Source organism: Sorangium sp. So ce381, from assembly GCF_051473845.1.
Classification (GTDB): Bacteria; Myxococcota_A; Polyangia; order Polyangiales; family Polyangiaceae; genus Sorangium; species Sorangium atrum.
In genome coordinates this window covers 1,514,962-1,538,034 of sequence record NZ_CP150336.1, presented here as the reverse complement: position 1 = coordinate 1,538,034, position 23,073 = coordinate 1,514,962, and the positions used below count along the sequence as shown (strand labels likewise).

Here is a 23,073-nt window from a genome sequence, read left to right as displayed (position 1 = left end):
GGACCACGCGCGCCGGCCAGCCCCGGCCACGAGGGCCGACGCGGCGATGAGCTGACGTGGGCCGGATCTGTCGATCGGGACCGAGTTTTGTCGACCGTCCGGCCGGCGATTGGGAGTAGAAGCAGGGGCATGGCCTTGGACGAAGCGTCGCGTGCCCGCATCGCGCCGTATGTGTCGAGCCCGACGGCCGACGTCTTCTCGCTGTCGGGTCTGCCGGAAGAAGTCATCGCCGTCCTGTTCGCGTACTACTCGCGCAGCCGGGACGATCTGCGCACCAACCTGGCGCGCCTGCTCGGCGACGAGGAGCTCGACGTCGCCCCGGAGGCCGACGGCCGGCCGCGCCGGGGCCTCGCGTTCGCGTCGGACAAGGCGCGGAGCTTCCACGAGAAATGGGTCGTGGGCTACGGCCACGCGTCGGTCGCCGAGCACGCCGTCGTGCACCTCGCGATCGAGAACGTCAGCATCGTCGCCTCCAAGGTGATCGAGGACCTGCGGCTCGGCTCGTACACGGAGAAGAGCACGCGCTACGTGGTCTTCGATCAGCACTCGTTCATCGATCTGCCGGAGCTCGACGCCGAGCACGCCGCGAAATACAAGGCGTCCAGCGAGCGGCTCTTCGCGACCTACCTCGACCTCGTCCCCAGGGTGACCGAGCGGCTCGGCGAGCGCTCGCCGAAGCCCGAGAAGATGTCGGACGCGGCCTACAAGGGGGCGCTGCGCGCGCAGGCGTGCGATCTCCTGCGCGGCCTCCTGCCGGCGGGGACGCGGACGAACATCGGCCTCACCGCGAACGCGAGGGCCCTCGAGATCCTGCTCACGAAGATGCTGTCGCACCCGCTCGAGGAGGTGCGCAGGGTCGCCCGCGACATGCACACGGCGGCGCTGGCCGTGACGCCGACGCTCGTGAAGTACGCCGCGCCGAACGAGCTCCGGCAGACGCTGCAGGCCACGGTCGCCGCGGCGATGAAGCGGGTCTACACGCCGCCGGAGGAGGGCGTGAGCGCGACGATGGTGATCAACCAGCCCGTCCGGCTGGTGCGCTACGACAAGGACGCGCTGGAGCGCGTCGCGCTCGCACTCGCGTACGACGGCAGCGATCCGGGCGTGCACGCCTACAACCTGAGCGACGCGCTCCGCCGCGCGACGCTGCCGGAGCTCATCGGGATCGCGAAGGCCGCGTGCGAGAAGCGCGGCCCGTACGACGCGCCGCCGCGCGCGTTCGAGGCGTCGAGCATGACCTTCGAGCTGATGCTCGACTACGGCGCGTACCGCGACCTGCAGCGCCACCGGATGCTGACGCCCGCGACGCAGCGGCTCACCTGCAGGCTCGGCTTCGAGACGCCGCAGGCCCTCTCGGAGCTCGGCCACGCCGAGGCGTATCAGGACGCGATGCTCGCCGCGCGCGACGCGTGGAACGCGATGGAGGAGCGCTACCCCCTCGAGTCGCAGTACGCGGTGCCGCTCGGCTTCCGCGTGAGGACCCTCTGGACGCTGAACCTGCGCGAGCTCTTCCACGTCATCGAGCTACGCTCGGCGAAGCAGGGGCACACGAGCTACCGGCGCATGGCCCAGGGTCTCTACCGCACCGCGATCACGGTGCACCCCTGGCTCAAGGACCTGATCCGCGTCGATCTGAACGACTACGCGCTCGCGCGTAGCTGATCCGCGCCACGCGACCCGCCTTGGGTACGCCGCTCTAGAGGCGCGCGGCTTCGATGAGCTCCGTCGCGGCCCGGATGGACGCGCCGGTGACCTTCGCCCCCGACAGCATCCGCGCCACCTCGGCGATGCGGTCCTTCTTGTCGACGCGCGTGACCGAGCTCTTGGCGATGCCGCCCGCGTTCTCCTTGGCGACGACGAAGTGAGCGCCGGCGAACGCCGCGATGGGCGCGAGGTGGGTGATGCAGAGCACCTGGTGGTGGCGCGCCACGTCGCCGATCGCGCGCCCGATCTTGTCGGCGACGGCGCCGCCGACGCCGCTGTCGACCTCGTCGAAGACGTAGAGCCCGGCGGGCCCGCACTCCGCGAGCACCCGCTTCAGGGCGAGCAGGGCGCGCGAGAGCTCGCCGCCCGAGGCGATGCGGCGCAGGGGGCGAGGCTCGATCCCCTTGTTGGGCGAGATGAGGAACTCGACGCGGTCGATGCCGTCCTGGCCGAGGCGGGCGCCGTCGACGACCAGCTCGGCGCGATCGCCGCCGTGCGGCTCGATGTCCACGACGACCCGCGCCCCGCCCATGCCGAGATCGGCGAGCTCCGTGGAGATCGCGGCGCCGAGCTTCTCGCCGGCCTTCCGCCGCTTCGCCGAGAGCTTGCGGGCGCGCTCGGCGGCGACGGCGAGCAAGGCGTCGCGCCGCCGCTCGAGCTCCGCGACGTGGCTCTCGACCCCCGTGAGGCGCTCCAGCTCGGCCGCGAGGCGCGCCCGCGCGGCGAGCACGTCGTCGAGCGTGGGGCCGTGCTGCCGGAGCAGGCCCTCGAGGCGGTACATGCGATCCTCGATCTCGGAGAGGCGATCCGGATCGGCCTCCGCGCGCTCGGCGTAACGGGCGATCTGGCGGGCCGCCTCGCTGAGCTCCGTCCAGCAGCCGTCGACCGCGCGGGCGACATCGTCGAGCGCGGGATCGATCTCCGCCGCGGCCCGGAGCTCCGAGGCGAGGCGCGCGAGCTCGTCGCACATCGCGTCGTCCCCTTGATCGAGGCGGGACGCTGCGCGCCGCGTGATGTCGTGCAGGCGGCCCGCGTGGCGGAGCCGGTTGCGCTCGGCCGCGAGATCGGCGAGCTCGCCGGGGCGCGGCGACAGCGCGTCGATGGCCTGGAGCTGGAAGGAGAGGAACGCCTCGCGCTCGCCGCGGCCGCGCTCGAGCTCGCGGGCGGCCCTGAGCTCGGCGGTGAGCGCCTCGAGCGCGCTGACGTCCGCCGCGAGCTCGCTGCGCGCAGGCACGAGGCGGCCGAAGCGATCGAGGTAGCCGAGGTGCGTCGACGGATCGGTCAGCGCCACGCTCTCGTGCTGCGAGGCGACGTCGGCGAGCTCCGGGGCGAGCGCCTGGAGCTCGCCCGCGGTGCAGAGGCGGCCGTTCAGGTAGGCGCGCGAGCGGCCGGTCGCCTGGACCACGCGGCGGACCACGAGCTCGCCCTCGCTCGCGATGCCGGCGGCGTCGAGCATCGCCATCGCGCGATCGGAGCCGCGCACGTCGAAGAGCGCCTCGATCTCGGCCTCGTCCGCGCCGGGGCGGACCTGCTCGGCGCTCGCGCGGCCGCCGAGGACCAGCGAGAGCGCACCCACGACGATGGACTTGCCCGCGCCCGTCTCGCCGGTGAGCACGTTGAACCCAGGCTCGAGCCGGAGCTCGAGGGCGTCCATCAGGATGAAGTTCTTGACCCGAAGCGCTACCAGCACAGCGGCGGGAGGATAGAAAGCTTTCGCCCCGTCGTCAGCGGATCTTCACCTGCTTCATGACGGTGACCGGAATTCCTTCGAAAGGCGGCACCGCGACGTCGCGGAACGCAGCGGCGATGCACCCGGCGGTGGCGGTCCCGACCAGGTCGCCCCCCTCCACGCGCGCCGACATGGCCTTCCCCGTGGGCGCGAAGGTGACGGCCACGCGGGCCGTGCCGGTGAGGCCCTCGCCGGTGCACCCGGCGGCGGCCGCCGCCGCGGACGCGAGGACGCTGGACGCCGCGCTCTGATCGAAGCGCGCTGGCTCGTCCTTCGCCGGAAGGAGCGGCGCGCCCGGCGACGGCTGCTTGCCCGCCGGCTTGGCGCGCTCGGGCTCGCTCGGCGCCGTGGCCCGGGCAGGGCGCTCGGCACCATCAGGCTTCTCGCTGGCTCGCGGCGCGGCGCTCGCCGCCGGCGCGGTGGTCGCCGTTGGCGCAGCGGTGGCCGCTGGCGCGGCGGTCGCCGCCGGCGCGGCGCTCGCCGCCGGCGCGGCGGTCGGCTCGGGTGCCGCCCCAGGAGCAGCCCCTGCCTGCACGGGCTGCGGGGGTGCAGCTGGCTCGCCGGCCGGACCGGCGGAGGCGGCCAGCGCCTGCTCCGCAGGGCCGGGAGCGGCGGCCGGCGGATCCGCGGCCGGCTCGTCATCCAGGGACGGCTCCCGGTCGGCGGTCTGGCCAGCGGGAGCCGTCGCGGCCGGCGACGGAGGCGGCGCCGCTTCGAGCGCGCCGCTGCTGTCTGCGTGGGCGTTCTGGGTCGCCACGGCGCTGGACGAGCGGCCGTGAGCCTGCGCGAGGTAGAGCGCAGCGCCGAACACGATGAAGACGACGGTCACCCAGCCGGCGAGCGCCAGGTTCTGGCGCGATGCCGGCGTCGAGAGGGCGCGCAGCTTCTCGGATACGAGGGAGCCGGCCGTGATCGAGGTGCGCACCGGCGTCTCTTCCCCGGACGACGTGTGTCCCTCGACGGCAGGGAGCTCGGGCTCGACGGGCTGCGCGGGGAACGAGGGGTCCGAGCTCCGCCCAGCCGCGGCGTCGTCGAACAGCCCGCCGTTGATGCTCAGGATCTCGTCATCGGCCCGGTCCTCGTTGCGGCGCGCTTCACCCTCCGCGCCGGGCGGCGGCGCCATGCTGCGCAGGTCGATCAGGCCCGAGGTCTCCTTGCGCTCGGCGCGCCCGCGAGGCTCGGTCTGGCTGGGCCAGTCGCCCGCCGCGTGGGCTGTCGACCGCGGGGAGAGGTTCGTGAGCGCGAGGGGCTCGTACGACGGCCGCTCGTCGCTCCCCTGATCCCGCTGCCCTCCCGCGGCGCCCTGCGCCTCGGCCGCCTTGGACCTGGCGCGGTCTCGCCGCTGCTCCTCGGCGGCGCGCGGCGAGCTCGCGGCCGGCGACGGGGCGAGCGAACCCAGCAAGGCGAGGTCCGCTGGAGAGGCGTCGGCGGGCTGCGCGGCGCTCGGGCCGGACCGGGCGCGCCGCGCCGACGGCATGGGCTGCGGGGCGAGCGCCGCCATGGCCTGCACATCCTGGAGCCGGAGCTCGGGCGACGAGCGGTGCGACGACGGCCGGCCCTCGTCGATGGATAGCGGCGCCGACGGTATCTCGGAGAGCGGCGCCGGCGGCATCTCCGACGGCGGCGCGATGGGCCGCGAGGAGCCGCCAGCGCGCGGGACAGCGGCGCTCCGCGGACGCGCGAGCGCCGCCGTGACGCGCTGCTCGCGCCGCGCAGGCGGTCGCGCCGGGACCGGCGTGCGCGGGGTCGCGCGGGGTGCGGCGGCGGGCTCGAGCGGAGGCGCGGGCTGGCTCGCGCGCTCCTCCTCGAGGGCGTGCGAGCCGAACGAGAGCGAGGGCGGCTCGATCCCCGGAGAGAGCATCTGCGCGAGGTCCTGGATCGAGACGGGATCCGAGTCGGCGGGAGGGAGCGCGGACGGGCTCCGGCCGGCCGGCGCCGCCACGGCGCGGGGCGCGTCGTCCCAGGAGAGGCCGGCGAACGTGCGATGCCGCGCCGGGACCTCGCGCCGGCCCAGCCCGCCGTCCGGCGTCACGACGGCGTGCTCGAGCGAGGCCTCGGCCGCCGCGTCGAACGCATCCAGCGGGTGCGCCCTCGGGCTGGACTCGGGCGCGGCGTCCAGCTCCTGCTGGGCGATCCGCTCCGCGAGCGTGAGCCCTCGCCTGCGCGCGGCCGGCGCCGGCGCAGCGCGCCGCTCCGTGTCGCCCGCGGTCTCCAGCCGGCGCTGGATGTCAGCGCCCGGGAGCGTCGTCTCGGCGTCCAGCACATCGGTCGACAGCCCGGCCCCCGTCTCCGAGCGGCGCCCAGAGGAAGGCTTCACGCGCTCGGGCTCGCTCGATGGCTCCCGCCGGTCGCGTCCGTTCGCGGAGCTCGGAACGCCCGAGGGGGAAGACCGTGGCTCACCCCTCTCGGACGCGGACTGCTTGCTCTTCGCGCGACACGTCTTGCAGACAAACGGCAAGGACGGACGCATCTCGCGTCCTACACCGATCTCCACGTAGGTCCTGCAGAGAGAGCAGGCGAGTTGCACCTTGAGAAGAGAATCGCGCAGCTCGCCAGCACGCGCAATCTTCTTCACAGGTGACCAGGGCGGTCGTCCTCGGGTCCGCCCGCTCCGCCCGGCTCGGGGCCGCGGGATTCCGCCGGATCCCGCTGGATTTGCCTAAGCGGAGGGCTCGCCGGCGAGCGCGGGCAGGGGCGCGGGCGGGCGCACCCAGCGTTGATCCAACCACTCCAGCGAGACCGGCGCGCTCCGCAGCGCCGCGTCGACGGCCCGCGCGACCGGATCGGGGGCGGGGGCGGACCCGGAGGCGCGGGTCGACAGGATCCAGTTCGACAGCTCGTAGTGGTGGAGGAGCGGCGCGAACCGGTGGGCGTCGAAGCCGGCGAGGATCTCCGCGGCGCGGCTCAGGCGATCGCAGCGCACGAGCGCCGTGGTGACGTCGAACAGCAGGGCGCGGAGGTCCTCGAAGGCGCGCTCCGGGTCCGCGGACACGCTCTCCAGGAGCGCCTCGAATCCGGCGTCGGAGAGGCCGGCCGCCTCGGCCGCCTCGGCCATCGCGGGCACCTGCGTGGCCAGGAAGTCGGAGCTGGGAGCGTGCCCAAGGAGGCGCCCGACGAGGTACAGATCGAACGCGCTCGCGATGGCCTCGGCGAGCAGGAGCGACTCCGCGCTGGGCGGAGCGCCGCCGCCCGCGGCCGTGAGCGCGCGGTGGGCGAGGTGGTGCCACGCGACGTGCGCGACGACGTCGGCGGCGACATGATCGCCGGCGATCAGGTCGCCTTGCTCGCTCTGGCTCCAGAACGTCAGGTTCAAGAAGACGACGCGATCCCAGCTCGCATCGCCCTCGGGCACGCGAAAGCGGTACCCGTCGCGCCGGAGTGCCTGCTTCAGATCGTCGTAGAGCGCGACGTGCCGGAAGGAGCGCTCGTCGTCGATGGTCAGCTCGTCCAGGGTCAAGGTTCGCAACTTCACGCGGCGGACATTAGACCCGGAACGTTTCGTCAGCCACAGCGGAGGCCGGGGGAGGACGGCCCCGGCGGAGGCCTGGAAGAACCGGGCGGCATCGCGTGTTTTGGGCCGAGGGCGGGGTTTTCCCGACCAGGGCCGCAAGTTCTCGCCCCTGGCCGGGTGTTGCAAGCGCCGCCGGCTTAGGCATGATGCGCCCGTTCCTGCGCCAGCCGAGGAGGCACACCGAATGATTTCCGTCAGGTCTCTCTGTTCTATCGCGCTCGTGCTCGTCGCCAGCGGTGCTGCCGGCTGCAAGGAGGACCCGCCTCCTCCCCAGCCGGAGCCGGCAAGCTCCGCGGCGGCGAACGCGAACAAGGGAAAGGCGAGCCTGCGGACGCCCGTGTCGCCGATGGCGAAGGTCGACCCGCAGTCGATGAAGGAGTACCGCGTCGACGTCTGCTACTTCGGGACGCTCTCGCTGAAGCAGGCCCGCGACGCGTACCTCGCGAGCCTGGGCAAGGACGAGCCCAGCGAGAAGAAGATCCCGAGCTTCGGCAACGACGATCAGGCGAAGGCCGGAGACGCCGCGAAGGGCCCGCTCCCCGCGAAGGCGCCCGCCGCCGCCGCCGCGCCGAAGACGACAGGCCTGCCCGGCACCGCCGCGGCGCCGGGAGGCACCAGCGCCCCCGTCGCCAAGGGCCCGACGGCGCCGCCCGGCAAGGTGGATGAGCGCCGGCCTATCAACTTCAGCGCGCGCGCGCCGCACGAGCGCAACGCGCGCGCCTGCACCGTCGCCCTCAGCCTCAAGGAGCCGGCCATGGCGGACGTCGACGCCGCGCTCGCCGAGTACGCGCCGTTCGCGACCGAGCTGGCGAAGAACATCGCCGCGGCGGCCAACTACTACCAGCGCGAGGAGTACAAGAAGGACAGCTTCGCGAAGGGCAAGGAGCTCCACGCGAAGCTCGTCGCCGACTTCCAGAAGCTCGACGCGCACTCCGACAAGCTCGGCGTCGCGGTGTCCGCGTGGCACTCGTCCCACCTGCCCGACCTCGCGAAGGCGGAAGCGGGCCAGAAGGAGGCGATCACGGCCCTCGAGGACGCGCGCGCGCTCATGCTGATCCTCGCCAGCAAGAGCGTCGATCCCGCGGCGGAGAAGACCGCGCTCCAGAAGCTGGAGACGTCCGCGGCCGCGCTCAAGGAGTACGGCTCGACCCACCAGACGGACCCGTGGGCCAAGATCATGGAGCCCGCCCTCGCCGGCTTCATCCGCGACGTGAAGGCGGCGGAGCCCAAGCTGACGGACAAGGGGATCACCTCCCCTGCCCTGTTCCTGCCGGTCGTCACGAGCTTCGTGTCGGTGATCGAGGGGAAGCACCGCGCGCTCTCCCGCTCGCTCATGGCGAAGAGCCAGGCGGCGACGCGCGAGGCCGCCGGGGCCGTGCAGCCTGCCGCGCCGGCCGCGCCGGCCGCCCCCGAGCCCGAGAAGGAGTGACGCGCCCGGGCGCGCTCCCCGCGAGGGGGGCGCGCGCCTCCCTCGAGGGAGGCACGAGCCGACCGCGCCGCGCCTCCGCCGGGGGCGCGGGCGCGATCAGAACGGGCGGCCTGTGCGGCGGGCGATCGCGAGGCGGTAGAGGGCCTCGTACTGCCGCGCGGCTTGCGCCCAGCCGAAGTTCTTCTTCATCGCCCGGAGCTGCATCGACCGGAAGTAGGCCGGGTCGGCGCGGTAGAGGTGTACCGCCCACGCGACGGTGTTCCCGAGCGCGCTCGACGACATCTCCTCGAACTTGAAGCCGGTGACGTTGTTCTCGACCGTGTCGTCGAGGCCGCCGACCGCGCGCACGACCGGCAGCGTCCCGTAGCGCTGGCTGTACATCTGGTTCAGCCCGCAGGGCTCGTAGCGCGACGGCATCAGGAAGAGGTCGGCGCCCGCCTCGATGCGGTGGGCGAGCCCCTCGTTCATGCCGACGTAGACGCGGAAGCGGTCGCTCGCGCCGGAGATCCGCGAGAAGAGGTCCTCGGCCCAGCGCTCGCCGGAGCCCAGGACGATGAGCTGGACGTCGAGCGAGAGGATGTGATCGAGCGCGCCCGCGAGGATGTCGATCCCCTTCTGGGTCGCCAGGCGGCTGATGAGCCCGAGGAGCGGGACGTCGGGGCGCTCCTCGAGCCCCATCTCTCGCTGGAGCGCCGCCTTGCAGAGGCGCTTGTTGCCAAGATCCTCGGCGGAGTACGGCGCCGCGATGTGGGGATCGGTCGCGGGGTTCCAGATGGAATCGTCGATGCCGTTGAGGATCCCGATCACGTCGGTGCCGCGATCCCGCAGCACGCCGTCGAGCCCCTCGCCGCCCTCCCACGTCTGGATCTCCTGCGCGTACCTGGGGGAGACCGTGGAGACGAGCGTGGCGTTGTAGATGCCGCCCTTGAGCAGGTTGATGCTGTCGTACGCCTCCAGGCAGAACCTGTGGAACTGATCCCACCCGAGCCCGGTCGTGGGGAGCTGTCCCTTGTTGAACCAGCCCTGGTAACCGAGGTTGTGGATGGTCAGCACGGACGCGGCGCGCGCGAGCGGCGACCGGTGCTCGAGCACGTTGAGGTAGAGCGGGACGAGCGCCGACTGCCAGTCGTGGACGTGGACGATGTCCGGCCAGAACTCGAGCGCGTGGCAGAGCTGCAGCGCGCCGCGCGAGAGGAGCGCGTAGCGGGCGAGGTTGTCGCCGAACTCGCCGTGCGCGTCGCCGTAGATGCCGTCGCGATCGTAGAGCACGTCGTGCTCGAGCAGGTACACGCGGGGCGCAGGCGCGCCGGGCGTCCCGGGATCGAGGCGCGTCTCCCAGACGGCGGTCCACGCCTCGCCGCCGCCGAGGGGCACGCCGAGCGAGAGCGGTAGCCGGTGCGGCACGAAGCGCTCCGCCGGAGGCTCGCCGTCTCCGCCTCGGGCCGCGTGGGCCACCGGAGCGGCGTCGACCGCCGGGACGGCATCGGCAGCCGGGGCGGCATCGGCAGCCGGGGCGGCATCAGCCGAGGGAACCGCGTCAGCCGCCGAGCCAGCGAGCCCGTTGCCGGCGGCCGCAGCGGCGACGGCCGGCGCGGCGACGGCCTCGCTGCCCGCGGGCCGCTGCTCGGCGAGCGCGATCTGGCGGGCAAGGTAGCGCTTGGCGACACGGTACGCCGGCATCACGACGCGCACGTCGTGACCGGCCGCGGCGAGCGCGATCGGCAGCGCGCCCACCACGTCGGCTAGACCACCCGTCTTGCTGAAGGGAACGCACTCGGACACCACGAAGAGAATTTTGAGGCGCGGCATGGACATGGGGAGGAGGGGGAGCGCGCCCCCGACTCAAGGCGAGCGCGTCGCGTTCCTTCTACCAGCTTCGCGCGCGATCTTGACCACGCGATCGACAGAGCGCGCGAGACCGAGCGCCGACGTGTCCACCGCGAAGTCGGCCTGCTCATAGAGCGCGCGCCGCGCCTGGAAGAGCGCCCGGAGCTCCTTCATGGCGTCGGCCCGGTTGGCCATGGGGCGCGCGTCCCCCTGCTCGACCACGCGGCGCCAGTGGTCCTCGGGTGTCGCCCGCAGCCACACCGTCACCGCACAGCGCCTCAGCCGCTCGAAGGTCGCCGGATCGGTCACCAGGCCGCCGCCCGTGGCCACGATCCCGTGGGCGCGCGCGCCTTCGAGCCGCGCGAGCTCCTCGCGCTCCAGCCGCCGGTAGTAGGCGTTCCCGTGGATCTCGAACAGGGCGGCGAGGGTCATCCCCGCGCGCGAGGCCACGAGGCCGTCGAGCTCGAGGAAGGGCACGCCGAGCCGCGCCGCGGCGCGGCCGCCGATCGTGGTCTTGCCGGCCCCGCGCAGGCCGAGCAGCGCGACGAGGGGCGCGCCCGCTCCTCCCCCCGCCTCGCCGGCCGACCGGCCGCGCGGCGGCGCCTCCTCGCCGAGCTCGCCGGCCGAGAGCAGCGCGGCGGCCGAGGTGCCCAGCGCGCGGCCGATGTCCTCGAGCCGCACCACGGAAACGTTCGCCCGCCCGCCCTCGAGCAGCACCAGGAAGCGCTCGCTCACGCCGGCGAGCCCGGCGAGCTCGCGCAAGGTGAGCGCGAGCTCCGTCCGCCGCTGCCGGAGCCGACCGCCGAGGTGCGCGAGGATCGGCGGCGCGCCGTCCGCGGCGCCCGCCTCGCCGGCCTCCGGCCCCTGGCCTGCGCGCGCCCTGCGCGATGTCTGACGGGACGCCATCTCGTCGATGCACTATATTTCATGAAAGCCGGACCAACAAGAACTATACTGCTTGACTGAACCCCGGCGCGGTGGTGGGCTCGTCGGGTATGGAAGCGACCACCTCTCCTCCTTCCGCGGCGCCGGCGCCGCAGACCAGGGCCCGGGAAGACGGCTCGTCCGGCGAGGACGCGCCCCTCCGCTTCGAGACGGAGCCAGGTCGTTACAGGCACTGGAAGCTCTCGTTCGAGGGGGCGATCGCGCGCGTGGCGATGGACGTCGACGAGGACGCGGCGGCGCGGCCCGGCTACCAGCTGAAGCTCAACAGCTACGACATCGCGGTCGACATCGAGCTCGCCGACATCGTGCAGCGGCTGCGCTTCGAGCACCCCGAGGTGAAGGCGGTCGTCGTGACGAGCGCGCAGCCGCGGATCTTCTGCGCGGGCGCGAACATCTACATGCTCGGGTCGTCGACGCACGCGTTCAAGGTCAACTTCTGCAAGTTCACCAACGAGACGCGCCTCGCGCTCGAGGAGGCGTGCTCCGAGAGCGGGCAGCGCTACCTCGCGGCGCTGAACGGCGTCGCCTCGGGCGGCGGCTACGAGCTCGCGCTGGCGTGCGAGGAGATCTTCCTCTCCGACGACGGGAGCAGCGCCGTCTCGTTCCCGGAGACGCCGCTGCTCGCCGTGCTCCCGGGGACCGGGGGGCTCACGCGGCTCGTGGACAAGCGCAAGGTGCGGCGCGACCTCGCGGACGTGTTCTCGACGCTGGCCGAGGGGGTGCGCGGCAAGCGCGCGGAGCAGTGGGGCCTCGTCGATCGCTCGATCCCGAAGAGCCGCTTCGAGCAGGCGGTGGCCCAGCGCGCCGCCGAGCTCGCGGCGGCGACGCCGGACAGGGCGGGGCCCGGGGTGAGGCTCCCGCCGCTCGAGGCGCGGCGCGCCACGGCGGGCGACGTGTCCACCTGCGACTACCGCCACGTGTCGATGAAGGTCGACCGCGCCGCGAGGACCGCGGAGATCCGCGTGCTCGGGCCGGACGGCGAAGGGCGCGAGGTGTCGACGGACGCCGCGGAGATGCGCCGGGCGGGCGCGGACCTGTGGGCGCTCCGCGCGTTCCGCGAGCTCGACGACGCGCTGCTCGACCTCCGCTTCAACCACCCGACGGTGGGCCTCGTGCTCCTGCGGACGTCCGGCTCTCCCGCCGCGGTGCGGGCCGCGGACGAGGCGCTGTGGGCGAGCCGCGACGACTGGTTCGTGAAGGAGGTGCTGCTCCACATGCGGCGCGTGCTCAAGCGGCTCGACCTCACGGCGCGCAGCGTGTTCGCGCTGATCGAGCCAGGCTCCTGCTTCGCGGGGAGCCTGTTCGAGCTCGCCCTCGCGGCGGACCGCTCCTACATGCTGGACGGCGGAGGGGACGAGGGGCAGGCAGGGGCGCCCGCGTCGCCCGCGTCGCCCGCGTCGCCCGCGTCGCCCGCGTCGCCCGCGTCGATTGCGCTGAGCTCGCTGAACTTCGGTCCGCTCGTCATGTCGAACGGCCTCACGCGGCTCGCGTCGCGCTTCCTCGGCGCGCCGGAGCGCGTGGCAGCGCTGAAGGAGAGGACGGGCCTCCTGTCCGCCGAGGAGGCGCTGGAGGAGGGCCTCTGCACCTTCGCGCCGGACGCGATGGACTGGGACGACGAGGTGCGGCTCGCGATCGAGGAGCGGGTGAGCCTGTCGCCCGACGCGCTCACCGGGATGGAGGCGAGCCTGCGCTTCTGCGGGCCGGAGACGATGGAGACGAAGATCTTCTCGCGGCTGTCGGCCTGGCAGAACTGGATCTTCCAGCGCCCCAACGCGGTGGGCCAGCGGGGCGCGCTGACGGTGTATGGGCGGCCGGAGCGCCCCGAATTCGACTGGAGGCGGACATGAGCGCGGTGGTCAACTCGGAGAGGATCCCGAACAACGTCGACCTCGGGTCGGACAGGAAGCTGCAGCGCGCGCTCGAGGCGTGGCAGCCGAAGTTCCTGGACTGGTGGCGGGAGACGGGGCCCGAGGGCTTCCAGGCGGACGACATCTACCTGCGCACGGCGATCAGCGTCGATCACGAGGGGTGGGCGCATTTCGACTACGTGAAGATGCCGGAGTACCGCTGGGGCATCTTCCTCGCGGATCGGGTGGCGGACCGGACGATCGGCTTCGGCGACCACCTGGGCGAGCCGGCGTGGCAAGAGGTGCCGGGGGAGCTCCGGAACATGCTACGGCGCCTGGTGGTGACGCAGGGGGACACGGAGCCTGCGAGCGTGGAGCAGCAGCGGCTGCTCGGCCAGAGCTGCCCGAGCGTCTACGACCTGCGGAACCTGTTCCAGGTGAACGTCGAGGAGGGGCGGCACCTCTGGGCGATGGTGTACCTCCTGCACAGCCACTTCGGCCGCGACGGCCGGGAGGAGGCGGAGGCGCTCCTGGAGCGGCGCAGCGGCGACCCGGACAAGCCGCGGATCCTGGGCGCCTTCAACGAGCCGTGCACGAACTGGCTCTCGTTCTTCATGTTCACCTACTTCACGGATCGCGACGGCAAGTACCAGCTGCTCGCGCTCGCGGAGAGCGGCTTCGATCCGCTGTCGCGCACGACGCGGTTCATGCTGACCGAGGAGGCGCACCACATGTTCGTCGGCGAGACGGGCCTGCTCCGCATCATCGAGCGCACCTGCGAGCTGATGAAGCGCAACAGGAACGAGGACGCGCGCGCCGAGGGCGGCATCGATCTGCCGACGATGCAGAAGTACCTGAACCTCTGGTACTCGCTGTCGCTGGACCTCTTCGGCGGGGAGATCTCGTCGAACGCGGCGTCGTTCTTCGCCTCGAGCGTGAAGGGCCGCGCGAAGGAGGCGTCGTACGACGACCACCGGGCGCTCGACGGCGTGTACGTGTTCGACGTTCCGCACGCGCCCGCCGCCGGGGGCGGCGCGGTGCCCGGCTGGCGGCGCGAGGAGGTGCCGCTGAGGAACGCGATGAACGAGGTGCTGCGCGACGAGTACGTGGCCGACTCGCAGCGCGGGATCGACAAGATGAACCGGGTGATCGAGGCGTCGGGCGTGTCGTTCAGGCTGAGCCTGCCGAGCCGGCGCTTCCATCGGAGCTCGGGGATCTACGCGGGGCTCCACTTCGACGTCGACGGCAACCCGCTCTCGAAGGAGGAGTGGGAGCGCCGGCGCGACGCGTGGCTGCCGACCGCGAGCGACGAGGCCTACGTGAAGAGCCTGATGGAGAAGCCGGTGTTCGATCCGAAGCAGATGGCGAACTGGATCGCGGCGCCGGCGAAGGGGCTCAAGGGCAAGCCCGTCGACTTCGAGTACGTGCGGCGCGGCTAGGGCGCGCCCGCGTCAGGGGGAGGGGCGCCCGCGTCGGGGGGAGGGGCGCCCCCGCCTGCGGGCGCCTTCTTCGGCGGGTCGCCGTGCTCGGCGGCGAGCTTCTTCACGAGCCCGTCGAGGAGCACCTGCTCATGGTACTGCGGCATCGCGGGGAGCTGCACGGCGACGTGCACCCCGGCGCGGCCGTCCACGACCTCGATCGCCCCCTGCGTCGCCCTGCCGCCGCTCTCCGGGCTCCGGTACTCGAAGAGCAGGTAGCCATTGGAGACGTCCTTCTCGACGATCTTGAAGCCGAGATCGACGCGCACGAGGCGCAGCGCCGTGCCGAAGGTCTGCTCGAAGGTGTAAGGCGACTCATAAGCGACGCTGGCGCTGGCGTGCCGCTCGCCGAGGCCGCTCGCCACGGGGACGGCGAGCGCGATGAGGACGACGAGCGCGATCGACGGGAGGCGGCGCATGACCGCGGCGTAGAGGGGCTGGCGAGGGCGGGCCAAGTTCCTTGCTGCCGAGCGAGCGGCTATGCTGGCGTCGACCTCGATGGACCGACCCTACGTCGAGCAGCTCCGCATCCAGGGCTACGGCTGCGTCCAGGACGCGACGCTGGAGCTGACGCCGCTGCATGCGCTCATCGGGCCCAACGACAGCGGCAAGAGCACGGTGCTGCGGGCGCTCCGCACGCTCTCCTCCGTCCTCGAGCGGGCGCTCGGTGCGCCGTCGCCGGACACGCTCGGGCGCGCCGGCCCCACGAGCAAGGCCCCGGGCGGCGCCGTGTTCGAGGTGTCGGCGGCGAGCACGACGTGGCGCGTGGAGCTCGACGCCGGGGGGCGGGTCCGGTCGATGTCGTTCCCCAGGGACCTCGAGCCCCCTTCCCTGCTCGACGACGCAGACGGGGACGACGACGCGGGCGGCGGGCCCAGCCCCGAGCGCCCTGCCCTGGACATCGTCCAGGCGCTGCGCGGGGCCCAGATGCTCCGGCTCGATCCCGACGCGCTGAGGGCCCCGCACCCGCTCATCCCCGACGGGCACCCGCTCTGCTTCGCCGACGAGCGCGGCACCGGCCTGCCGGCCGTCTACGACGCCGTCATCAGCCGCGACCTGTCGGCGTACGTCGATCTGAACGAGGAGCTCACCCGCCTGTTCCCCAGCGTGAAGAGCCTCCACCTCGCCAACCCGAGCTCCACGACGAAGGCCATCGGCGTGAAGCTCGAGGGCGGCGCCGTCGTGCCGGCGTCGCTGATGAGCGAGGGCATGCTGTACTACCTCGCCTTCGCGGCGCTGCCGCACCTCGATCCGACGCCCCTGCTCCTCGTCGAGGAGCCCGAGCACGGGCTGCACCCCGCGCGCATCGCCGACGTGATGCGCGCGCTGCGCCTCGTCTCCGAGAAGACCCAGGTCCTCCTCGCGACGCACAGCCCGCTCGTCGTGAACGAGCTGCAGCCGGAGGAGGTCACGGTCGTCACCCGCGCGGGCGAGCACGGAATGAGGGCCACGCGCATCCTTGAGACGCCGGGCTTCGAGGATCGGGCGAGGGTGTACGCGCTGGGGGAGCTCTGGCTGAGCTACGCCAACGGCGGTGACGAGGCGCCGCTCCTCGGAGGAGGGCCGCGGCCGTGATGAAGGCGCCCGAGCGGATCCGGGTCTTCCTTGTCGGCGAGGGCGAGAGCGAGCTGGGCAGCCGCGCCGGGGCGCCCGCCTACCAGTCGGACAAGCACCCCGGCGTGCTCTTCACGCTGCTCTCGCGCGTCCAGCCGAGCGGATGGGTCGTCGGCGGCGCCCGCGAGTGGAAGAGCATCCGGAAGTACCAGGCGCGCGGCGCGGCCCACGAGGACACGCACCACGTGCTGGGCGCGGCGCTCGACGCGCAGGAGGCGGGGTGCGAGATCCTCGCGTTCGCCCGCGACATCGACCGCGATCCGGCGCGCCGCGAGGCGATCGCGGAGGGCATCCGGCGCGTCTCGTCGGCCCTGTCCTCGCCGCCCGACGTGATCGGCGGCGTGGCCGCGCCGGCGCTCGGAGGCTGGATCCTCGCGCTGCTCGGCGAGAAGGCGACCGAGGAGATGTCGCCCCTCAGGGCGCAGGCGATGCTCGCGGCGAAGGGCATGATGCCGGGCGACGGCGCCGCCATGGTGCGCGTGACGGAGGACGCCGACCTCGACGCGGTCCCCCCGGACGCCACGTCGCTCGGCGAGTGGCTCGCGCGCGCGCGCGCCGTGCTGCCGCGGCGAGCAGGCCGCGGCGTGAGGTGAGCGCTGGCGCTCTCACGATGGAACAGCCGTGGTCGGAAGGGGCGACCCCAGAAGTCGAAGCGCGCGAGCTGCTTCGGCGGCGACCTTGCCTAGCGCGCGAACGGCGCGCGCGGGGGCCGGCCTGCCGCGTCAGCGGCGGCGGCATTGCGGCGGCGCGGAGAGCGCGGCCCTCGCCGCCTCGCGCAGGCCGTGCGGCGTGTCCTTGTCGAGGAGCGGCTTGAGGCGCGCGGGCAGATCCGCAGGGTGCACCGACCCGAGCGCCGCGAGCGCCGCCGAGCCGAGCCGCTGATCGTGCTCGCCGATCGGCGACTTCGCGCGGAGCGCGAGCCGCGTCCACAGGTCGACCGAGCTCGCGTCGCACATCGCTCCGAGCGCGAGGATCGCCCGCGCGCGCACCTCGACGTCCTCCTCCTTGTCCTCCGCCCGGTCGCGCACGGCCTCGATGTGCGCGGTCGCGCGGTGCGCGCCGAGGCCGTCGAGCGCGTGCCGGCGCACCTCGGGCGAGCTGTCGGCGAGCGCCCCGACGAGCGCCCGGTCGCCCGCCGTCGTCGCCGGCATCGCGCCGATCGCGAGCGCAGCGCCGCCCCGGATGAACGTCCACGGGTCCGAGGTGAGCCGCGCCGCGAGCGCCTCGCCCGCGCCAGCAGGCAGCTTCGCGCCGGCAGAGGCCGCGCGCGCGAGCGCCACGATCGCCGCCTCCCGCACGCGCGCTTCCGGATCGGAGGCCGCCGCGAGCAGGTCCGGCGCGAGCGCCGGCACGTCCGCCGCGACCTCGGCTGCGCGGAGGCGCACGTGCGCGTCCGCGTCCTTCCGGAGCGACGCCCGGAGGTACGCCTCCGCCGGCGCCTCGCCCACGCGCGCGAGCGCCGCGGCCGGCGCTTGCAGCAGGTAGCGCCGATCGAAGGGAGCGCCGCCCGCCGAAGCGAGCGCCTGGAACGCCGCTCCGCCGCCCTTCATCCGCCCGAGCGCCGGCCCGAGCGCGCGCAGCAGATCGAGCTGCGCGTCCTCCGGCCGGGCGCGGAGCCGCTCGAGCTGCACCTCCTCCTCGACCACGGAAGCGGCCCGCTCGCTCCGCGCCGCGAGCGCGAGCGCGGCGCGGAGCTCCCTCCGCGCCGCGCCGCGCGCCCCGGCGAGGGCGTCGAGCAGCGCCGGGATCGCCTCGGCCGGCGCAACGAGCACGAGCTCCCGGGCCGCCGCCACCCTGGCCGCGGCCGCGCCCGCCTTCACGATCTCCGCGAGCGCCGGCGCGGCCGCGCGCCCGCAACGGCGGATGCGATCGCGCGCGTGGTGGAGCTCCGGATCCGGCTCTGGCGGCGCGGCGCGAGGGGCGCGCCCCGGCGCCGATGCCATGCCGGACGCGCGCCCCGCGGATGCCGCGCCGGGCGCGAGCTGCGCCGCCGAAGCCGCGCCGGACGCCAGCCGCGCGGTGAGGAACGGGATCTGCACCGCGCATGGCGCCGTGTCGATCACGCCCCGGGCGAGCTGCCTGCCCGCGGGGTCGAGCCTGTCATAGCCGGCGATCGCCGCCTCGACCGCCTCCGGTCCGCCGCGCGCGAGCAGCGCCGCCGCCGCCCTGGATCGCTCACCGCCGCCCGCGAGCGCGCCCACGAGCGCCGCCGGGTTCTGCCCGTCGAACGCCGTGCGCGCCGTGACCTCGGCGATCGTGACCCGCACCTCCGGAGCGGAGGGCGCGCCGCGGCCCCCGGCCCCCGCCGGCGCGTACGCGTCGTCGAGCACGACGGCGATGCACGAGGCCTTGATCTCCTCGGGGAGCTTCACCTCGTAGCCGGCGGACTCCTTGAGCCACGCGTCCTCGGGCAGGCTCACCTGGAAGAGCCGATCGGGCGTCGCCACGAAGAGCGTGCGCGGCGCGGCGCCACCCTCGACGCCGTCGGACGGCTTGATGCGCAGGCCGAGGCCCGTGATCCCGACCTCGTCCGCCGACGAGAACGACACGAACTCGCCCCGGCCCGCGCCCACCTTGCCCTCGGACCACGCGGTCTTCGGGTCGCCGTCGGCGATCTCCGCGAAGCGCTTGCCGACCGCGCTCGACGCGGCGGTCGGGCGCAGCAGCCGGAAGGTAGCCGCCGGCGCGTCGGCGTCGCGGCGCTCGGCGACCACCTTGCCCGCGGCGCGCCGCTCCTCCGCCGGGAGGTTCTGGAAGCTGGCCCCCTTCAGGAGCGTCATCGTCCGGGGATCGACCTCGCTCGCGCCGACGAGCGCCGGCCGCCCGCAGAGGGTCACGTCGTCTCGCAGCTGCCCGACGAGCACGCGGTTGCCGCTGCCGAGCGGCTCCACGACCACGGCGTCGCTCCGCCCCTCGCCGTGCTCCCCGGTCGCGACGCCGGTCCAGCCGCTCCAGAGCACCAGCGGCTCCGTCCCCTTCCCCGCGAGCGGCGCCGCGAGCAGCATCACCCAGCTGCCGCCCGCGCCTTCCGGCGCGCCGGCGCCCGCCGGCTTTCCTGCGGCCGGCGCCTCGATCTTGGCGAGGCGCTTGCCGTCGGCCAGGGTGACCGGCACGACGCGCGCGCCGCCGAGCAGCGGCGCCACCTCGGACGGCACGGCGAGGACCTTGCCTCCGTCGGGCGCGCACGCCGCCGCGGCTGGACAGGCGCGGGCAGTGACCCCGCCCGCATCGATGCGGACAGCGAGCGCCTGCTGGCCCGCCGCGTGAGGGAGCACCACGGGCGCGACCTGCGCGGCGGCGCTGCCACCGACGGCGGCGGAGGCAGCGATCACCCCGGCCGCGGCGCCAAGGCGAGGCCGCCGGAAACGAAACGGCGATCTGGACATGCGCGCCATCCTAATCGCCCGACGCGGCGAGACCCCTCGAGAGTTGGCGCCTCGAGCACAGCGCCGCTCCCACCCGGACCGGCGCTGCGGCGCGTCGTCCGGGCTTGCCCGCCGCGCCCGGCGGGCCCGCGCGCCCTCGCTACTTCGGCGTCTCCGAGGCGGGGATCCAGAAGCCGCCCTCGTCCGGCGGCGTCATCCCGAGCGCCTTCGGGAGCACGTTGGTCCAGCCCGCCACCGTCTCGAGCAGGTAGATCTCCGCGCCGGCCTCGATCTCGCCGATCGGCTTCTCTTTCTCGTCGCGCCGCGCGCGCACCGGGATGGCCCTCGTCGCCTTCACGATCGGCGGCGCCTTGTCGAGCGCGAGCTGCGCGCCGGCCACCGCGGTCGTCGGCGGGATGTACTGGTCCATCATCTCGCCCTTCTTCAGCGGCTCGAGATCCTTGAGGCGCGCCCAGGCGTCGATCGTCAGGTCGCCCCGCGACATCAGGTGGACGAAGCCGGGCTTCGCCTCGGTGCTCCAGAAGAGCTGGGCCGCCCCCTCCAGCATCTTCAGCGTGAAGATCACGTCGCCGCCAGCGCGATCGAAGAGCTCGATCGTCGACGTCTTCATCAGGTAGCCGCGCGCGCTGCCGGGGATCTCCATCTTCATGGAGACGCCGCGCTGCAGCGCGAAGGCGTCGCAGGGCGCCGAGGCCTTCGCCGTCTGCCCCTCGGACCCGGAGATCAAGAGCTCCGCGCGCAGCGAATCACCCGTGGCCGCGACGAGCTTCACCTTCTGCGCGCTCGAGATCCACACGTGCCCGGCGATCACCGGGATGTCGCGCGTCGTGAACACCGCTACGTCCGAGGGCGCGATATAACCGTCGATCCGCAGCGCAGGCGAGCTGTCCGACGTGCTCAGCCGCGCGCGGCCCGCCGCCGGATCCGCCGGGATCGCGCTCAGCGTCATCGGGACCAGCGCGCCGGTGAAGCTCGCGACCGCCCGCCCGCCGCTCGGCGCGTCATGCAGCCGGGCGCCCTTGGCCACCGGCGCCGTCCCCTTCAGCTTGCACGCCGGCCCCGACACCGCCTGCCCGACCGTCGCGGTCGCCTGTGCGGCCGCCCCCGTCACCTGTGCGGCCGAGACCACCACCTGGGCGGGCTCTGCCCTCGCCTCGGAGACGGCCGGCGCGCCCGGGAGCCCCGCGCAGAGCACCCCCCCAAGAGCCAGAAGACCGAGTCCCAGAACGTTGCTTCTCATCCACTTCCTCCGACACAGGCCGGCAGCCCGGCTCGCGCGGCGAGCCCGAGCGCGGTCTCCACCTGTCGAGTCTCCCTGGAACCGCCGGCCAGCTCTGCGCGGCGGAGCACTGCAGGGCCGCCCGGCACGCCGAGCCGCCCCTGCCGTTGGTCGGATCATCCTAGCGGATCATTCAGGCCTCGCCCGAGAAAGGTCCTCCACCGCAGCGCTTCGAGCGTTTCGGGTGTATGGAGCAGGGCGCCCGACGCGGCACGCGCCGGGTCGCCCGGCTGGACGGTACCTGCCTCCCCGGGAAGCCACGCCATGCACGGATTCGATCTCGCCTTCGCCTCCCCCCGCAAGCTCCCCCGCGCCCGCGATCTGCGCGGCAACGTCGCCGTCCTCGATATCGCCTTCGCCTCGGAGGCGGGGGGCAAGAGCTTCGAGACGGTCACTCTCCCCCTCATCCAGGACCTCGGGCCGCGGCTCGCCGCCTGGGTCGACCACCACGACAGCGCCCACCACGCGCGCTTCGCCGGCGATCCCCGCTTCGTCCTGTCGACCAAGGCCGAGCACGGCGCCTGCCCCGAGATGATCACGCCGGAGCTCGTCGCCCGCGCCGGGCGCGTTGACACCCTCGTCTGCCACGTCGACTTCGACGGCCTCGCCAGCGGCGCGAAGTGGATGCGCGGCGGCGTCGAGCCCTATCCCGGCTGCGACGACGACGCCCGCGCCATCGACACCCGCATCGGCGTCCCGGGCCCGGCCGCCACCCGCATGGACCGCGCGCTCCGCGCCCGCCCGCGCGATCAGGCCCTCTTCGGCCTCATCGTCCGGCACCTCGCGTCAGGCCTCTCCGACCCGTCGCTCTGGACCCCCATCGACCAGGCCGGCGCCGAGCTCGCCACCATGGAAGCCGAGACCCGCCGGATCGCGCTCCGCTACGAGCGCGTCGAGCCGGGCCTCGTCCTCGTCGACGCCTCCCAGCGGGGCGGGGCCTACGACAAGACCCTGCTCCTCCTCATCGGACAGGAGCGCGCGCCGATCTCCGTCGTCGTCGACAACGACAGCATCACCTTCGCCGCCCGGTTCGACAGCGGGGTGAACTTCCTCGAGACCTTCAAGATCTCCGGAGGGATGCCGACCCGCATCTCCCTCCAGCGCTCCCGGCTCCAGGAGGCGCTCGTGGCCCTCGGGGTCAAGCCGACCGACGCAAGCCGGCTCGCCGCGACCCCCTGAGCCCCCTCCTCACCGCGATCCCGCCGACATCGTTGACGCTGTGGGCCTCGGCTGCTAGGGGGGCATTGCAGATCTGCAATTTGCAATTCTGCAATGACCATCTGATCCGAGGCGTCACGTCTGCGCCGAGCGTGAGGGGTATGGCAGCGACAAACTTGTCTTCGACGGCGAGCAGCGGTGTCGACGAGCTCCTGTTCCGGAACGACTCCGTCTCGCTCTGTCTCCTGGTCAATCGACGGCACCGGACGCTCCGCATCGTCGACTTCCGCGCGGGACCTACACCGTCCAAGCGGAGCTTCGTCCTGTCGACCGCCAAGCGCGAGGGGGTCGAGAAGATCTTCACGCTGGTCGAGCGCGACGAGGTGCCGACGTGGACCCGCCTCGGGTTCACGCGGGAGGGGTCGATCCCCGGCTTCTACAAGCGCAGTGATGCCTGGATCCTCGGGGCGGTCGTGTCCGAGATGACGTCGCGGCTGCGCGCGAGCGGCGACGGCGAGGAGGGCGGCGAGGGCGACGACGTCGCGGCCTCGCCGGCGGTCCTGCTCGCGGAGCGCACGATCGCCCGCGCGCGGCGGCTGCTCCGGGAGGCCGAGGGGCGGCCGCTGCCCGCGATCAAGATCGCGCCCGCGAGCGGCGTCGAGCTGCGGCGCGCGGCCTCGGCCGCGCAGCGGGCAGGGCGGGCGCTGACGGGCTTCGAGCCGTTCGGGCGCGACGCGGTGCGGACGGGCTACGTGCTGTCCGCGCGGGGCGGCTTCACGCTGCACGCCGCGTGGGAGATGCAGTCGTGCTTCGGCAACTCGTTCCTGGAGCTCCTGAGCTCGCCGCGCCACGAGTCGGAGCGGCTCGCCACGACAGCCGCCATCGGCGCGCTCTGCGACCGCCTCGTCGAGGAGAAGGCCGTGAGCACGTTCACCTTCGCCCCTGCCGACGACCAGGAGCTGTGCGCCGCCCTCCTCGCGAACGGCTTCCGCCGCTCGGCCGTGCTGGCGCGGCACCTCGTCGTCGGCCGCGCCCGCAAGGACGCCATCCTCTGGGCGAAGAAGCTCGTCGCGCCCGAGGCCTGAGCCGCCGCCCGCGGGGCCAGGGCTACGGCGCGATCGTGACCTCGTACTCCTCGATGACGGTGTTGGCGAGCATCTCGTCCG

17 protein-coding genes are annotated in these 23,073 nt (G+C 73.7%); 8 read left to right on the top strand and 9 right to left on the bottom strand.

Annotated elements, in window-relative coordinates; all coding sequences use genetic code 11:
* The first annotated feature begins 129 nt into the window (after positions 1-129).
* A complete protein-coding gene (locus WMF29_RS05690) occupies positions 130-1,662 on the top strand; it encodes an FAD-dependent thymidylate synthase (protein WP_437327852.1) in 1,533 nt (510 codons plus the stop codon).
* Positions 1,663-1,696: 34 nt separating this feature from the next.
* On the opposite strand, the gene recN is transcribed toward WMF29_RS05690, so the two are convergent.
* The 3 genes from recN to WMF29_RS05675 form a co-directional block, all read right to left on the bottom strand.
* Complete coding sequence (recN, locus tag WMF29_RS05685) at positions 1,697-3,394, bottom strand: DNA repair protein RecN (RefSeq protein WP_437327851.1); 1,698 nt, start codon at positions 3,392-3,394, stop codon at positions 1,697-1,699.
* A 34-nt stretch (positions 3,395-3,428) separates the two neighbouring features.
* Complete coding sequence (locus WMF29_RS05680; RefSeq protein WP_437327850.1) at positions 3,429-5,750, bottom strand: hypothetical protein; 2,322 nt, start codon at positions 5,748-5,750, stop codon at positions 3,429-3,431.
* A gap of 342 nt (positions 5,751-6,092) precedes the next feature.
* On the bottom strand, positions 6,093-6,905 hold the full coding sequence (locus WMF29_RS05675) for a hypothetical protein (protein WP_437327849.1): 813 nt from the start codon (positions 6,903-6,905) through the stop codon (positions 6,093-6,095).
* 223 nt (positions 6,906-7,128) lie between these two features.
* On the opposite strand from WMF29_RS05675, the gene WMF29_RS05670 reads away from it, so the two are divergent.
* Positions 7,129-8,373, top strand: a complete 1,245-nt coding sequence (locus WMF29_RS05670; protein WP_437327848.1) for a DUF3829 domain-containing protein — start codon at positions 7,129-7,131, stop codon at positions 8,371-8,373.
* A gap of 96 nt (positions 8,374-8,469) precedes the next feature.
* On the opposite strand, the gene WMF29_RS05665 is transcribed toward WMF29_RS05670, so the two are convergent.
* Positions 8,470-10,182, bottom strand: coding sequence for a glycogen synthase (locus WMF29_RS05665; protein WP_437331085.1), 1,713 nt, complete (start codon positions 10,180-10,182; stop codon positions 8,470-8,472).
* A gap of 33 nt (positions 10,183-10,215) precedes the next feature.
* Positions 10,216-11,106 (bottom strand): shikimate kinase, encoded by an 891-nt coding sequence (locus WMF29_RS05660; RefSeq protein WP_437327847.1) that lies wholly within the window; start codon positions 11,104-11,106, stop codon positions 10,216-10,218.
* 89 nt (positions 11,107-11,195) lie between these two features.
* Here WMF29_RS05660 and boxC point away from each other — a divergent pair, with 89 nt between their 5' ends.
* Positions 11,196-12,992, top strand: coding sequence for a 2,3-epoxybenzoyl-CoA dihydrolase (gene boxC, locus WMF29_RS05655; protein WP_437327846.1), 1,797 nt, complete (start codon positions 11,196-11,198; stop codon positions 12,990-12,992).
* A complete protein-coding gene (gene boxB / locus WMF29_RS05650) occupies positions 12,989-14,431 on the top strand; it encodes a benzoyl-CoA 2,3-epoxidase subunit BoxB (RefSeq protein WP_437327845.1) in 1,443 nt (480 codons plus the stop codon). The genes boxC and boxB overlap by 4 nt, the downstream gene beginning before the upstream one ends.
* On the opposite strand, the gene WMF29_RS05645 is transcribed toward boxB, so the two are convergent.
* Positions 14,428-14,889 carry a hypothetical protein gene (locus WMF29_RS05645; RefSeq protein WP_437327844.1) on the bottom strand — a complete coding sequence of 154 codons (462 nt, stop codon included), beginning with the start codon at positions 14,887-14,889 and terminating at the stop codon, positions 14,428-14,430. The two genes, boxB and WMF29_RS05645, sit on opposite strands and share 4 nt — an antisense overlap.
* A gap of 79 nt (positions 14,890-14,968) precedes the next feature.
* On the opposite strand from WMF29_RS05645, the gene WMF29_RS05640 reads away from it, so the two are divergent.
* Together WMF29_RS05640 and WMF29_RS05635 are read left to right on the top strand one after the other, a co-directional pair.
* Entirely contained in the window at positions 14,969-16,045 is a 1,077-nt protein-coding gene (locus WMF29_RS05640) for an AAA family ATPase (protein ID WP_437327843.1), read from the top strand.
* Positions 16,045-16,677, top strand: a complete 633-nt coding sequence (locus WMF29_RS05635) for a hypothetical protein (RefSeq protein ID WP_437331084.1) — start codon at positions 16,045-16,047, stop codon at positions 16,675-16,677. The genes WMF29_RS05640 and WMF29_RS05635 overlap by 1 nt, the downstream gene beginning before the upstream one ends.
* Before the next feature lie 129 nt (positions 16,678-16,806).
* On the opposite strand, the gene WMF29_RS05630 is transcribed toward WMF29_RS05635, so the two are convergent.
* A complete protein-coding gene (locus tag WMF29_RS05630) occupies positions 16,807-19,470 on the bottom strand; it encodes a HEAT repeat domain-containing protein (protein ID WP_437327842.1) in 2,664 nt (887 codons plus the stop codon).
* 139 nt (positions 19,471-19,609) lie between these two features.
* Positions 19,610-20,710 carry a hypothetical protein gene (locus WMF29_RS05625; protein ID WP_437327841.1) on the bottom strand — a complete coding sequence of 367 codons (1,101 nt, stop codon included), beginning with the start codon at positions 20,708-20,710 and terminating at the stop codon, positions 19,610-19,612.
* A gap of 303 nt (positions 20,711-21,013) precedes the next feature.
* Between WMF29_RS05625 and WMF29_RS05620 the strand changes: the two genes are divergently transcribed.
* Positions 21,014-21,928, top strand: coding sequence for a hypothetical protein (locus WMF29_RS05620; RefSeq protein ID WP_272100578.1), 915 nt, complete (start codon positions 21,014-21,016; stop codon positions 21,926-21,928).
* 140 nt (positions 21,929-22,068) lie between these two features.
* Entirely contained in the window at positions 22,069-22,992 is a 924-nt protein-coding gene (locus WMF29_RS05615; RefSeq protein WP_437327840.1) for a hypothetical protein, read from the top strand.
* Positions 22,993-23,014: 22 nt separating this feature from the next.
* Here WMF29_RS05615 and WMF29_RS05610 read toward each other — a convergent pair whose 3' ends face one another.
* On the bottom strand, positions 23,015-23,065 hold the full coding sequence (locus WMF29_RS05610) for a hypothetical protein (protein WP_437331083.1): 51 nt from the start codon (positions 23,063-23,065) through the stop codon (positions 23,015-23,017).
* Between the last annotated feature and the right edge of the window lie 8 nt (positions 23,066-23,073).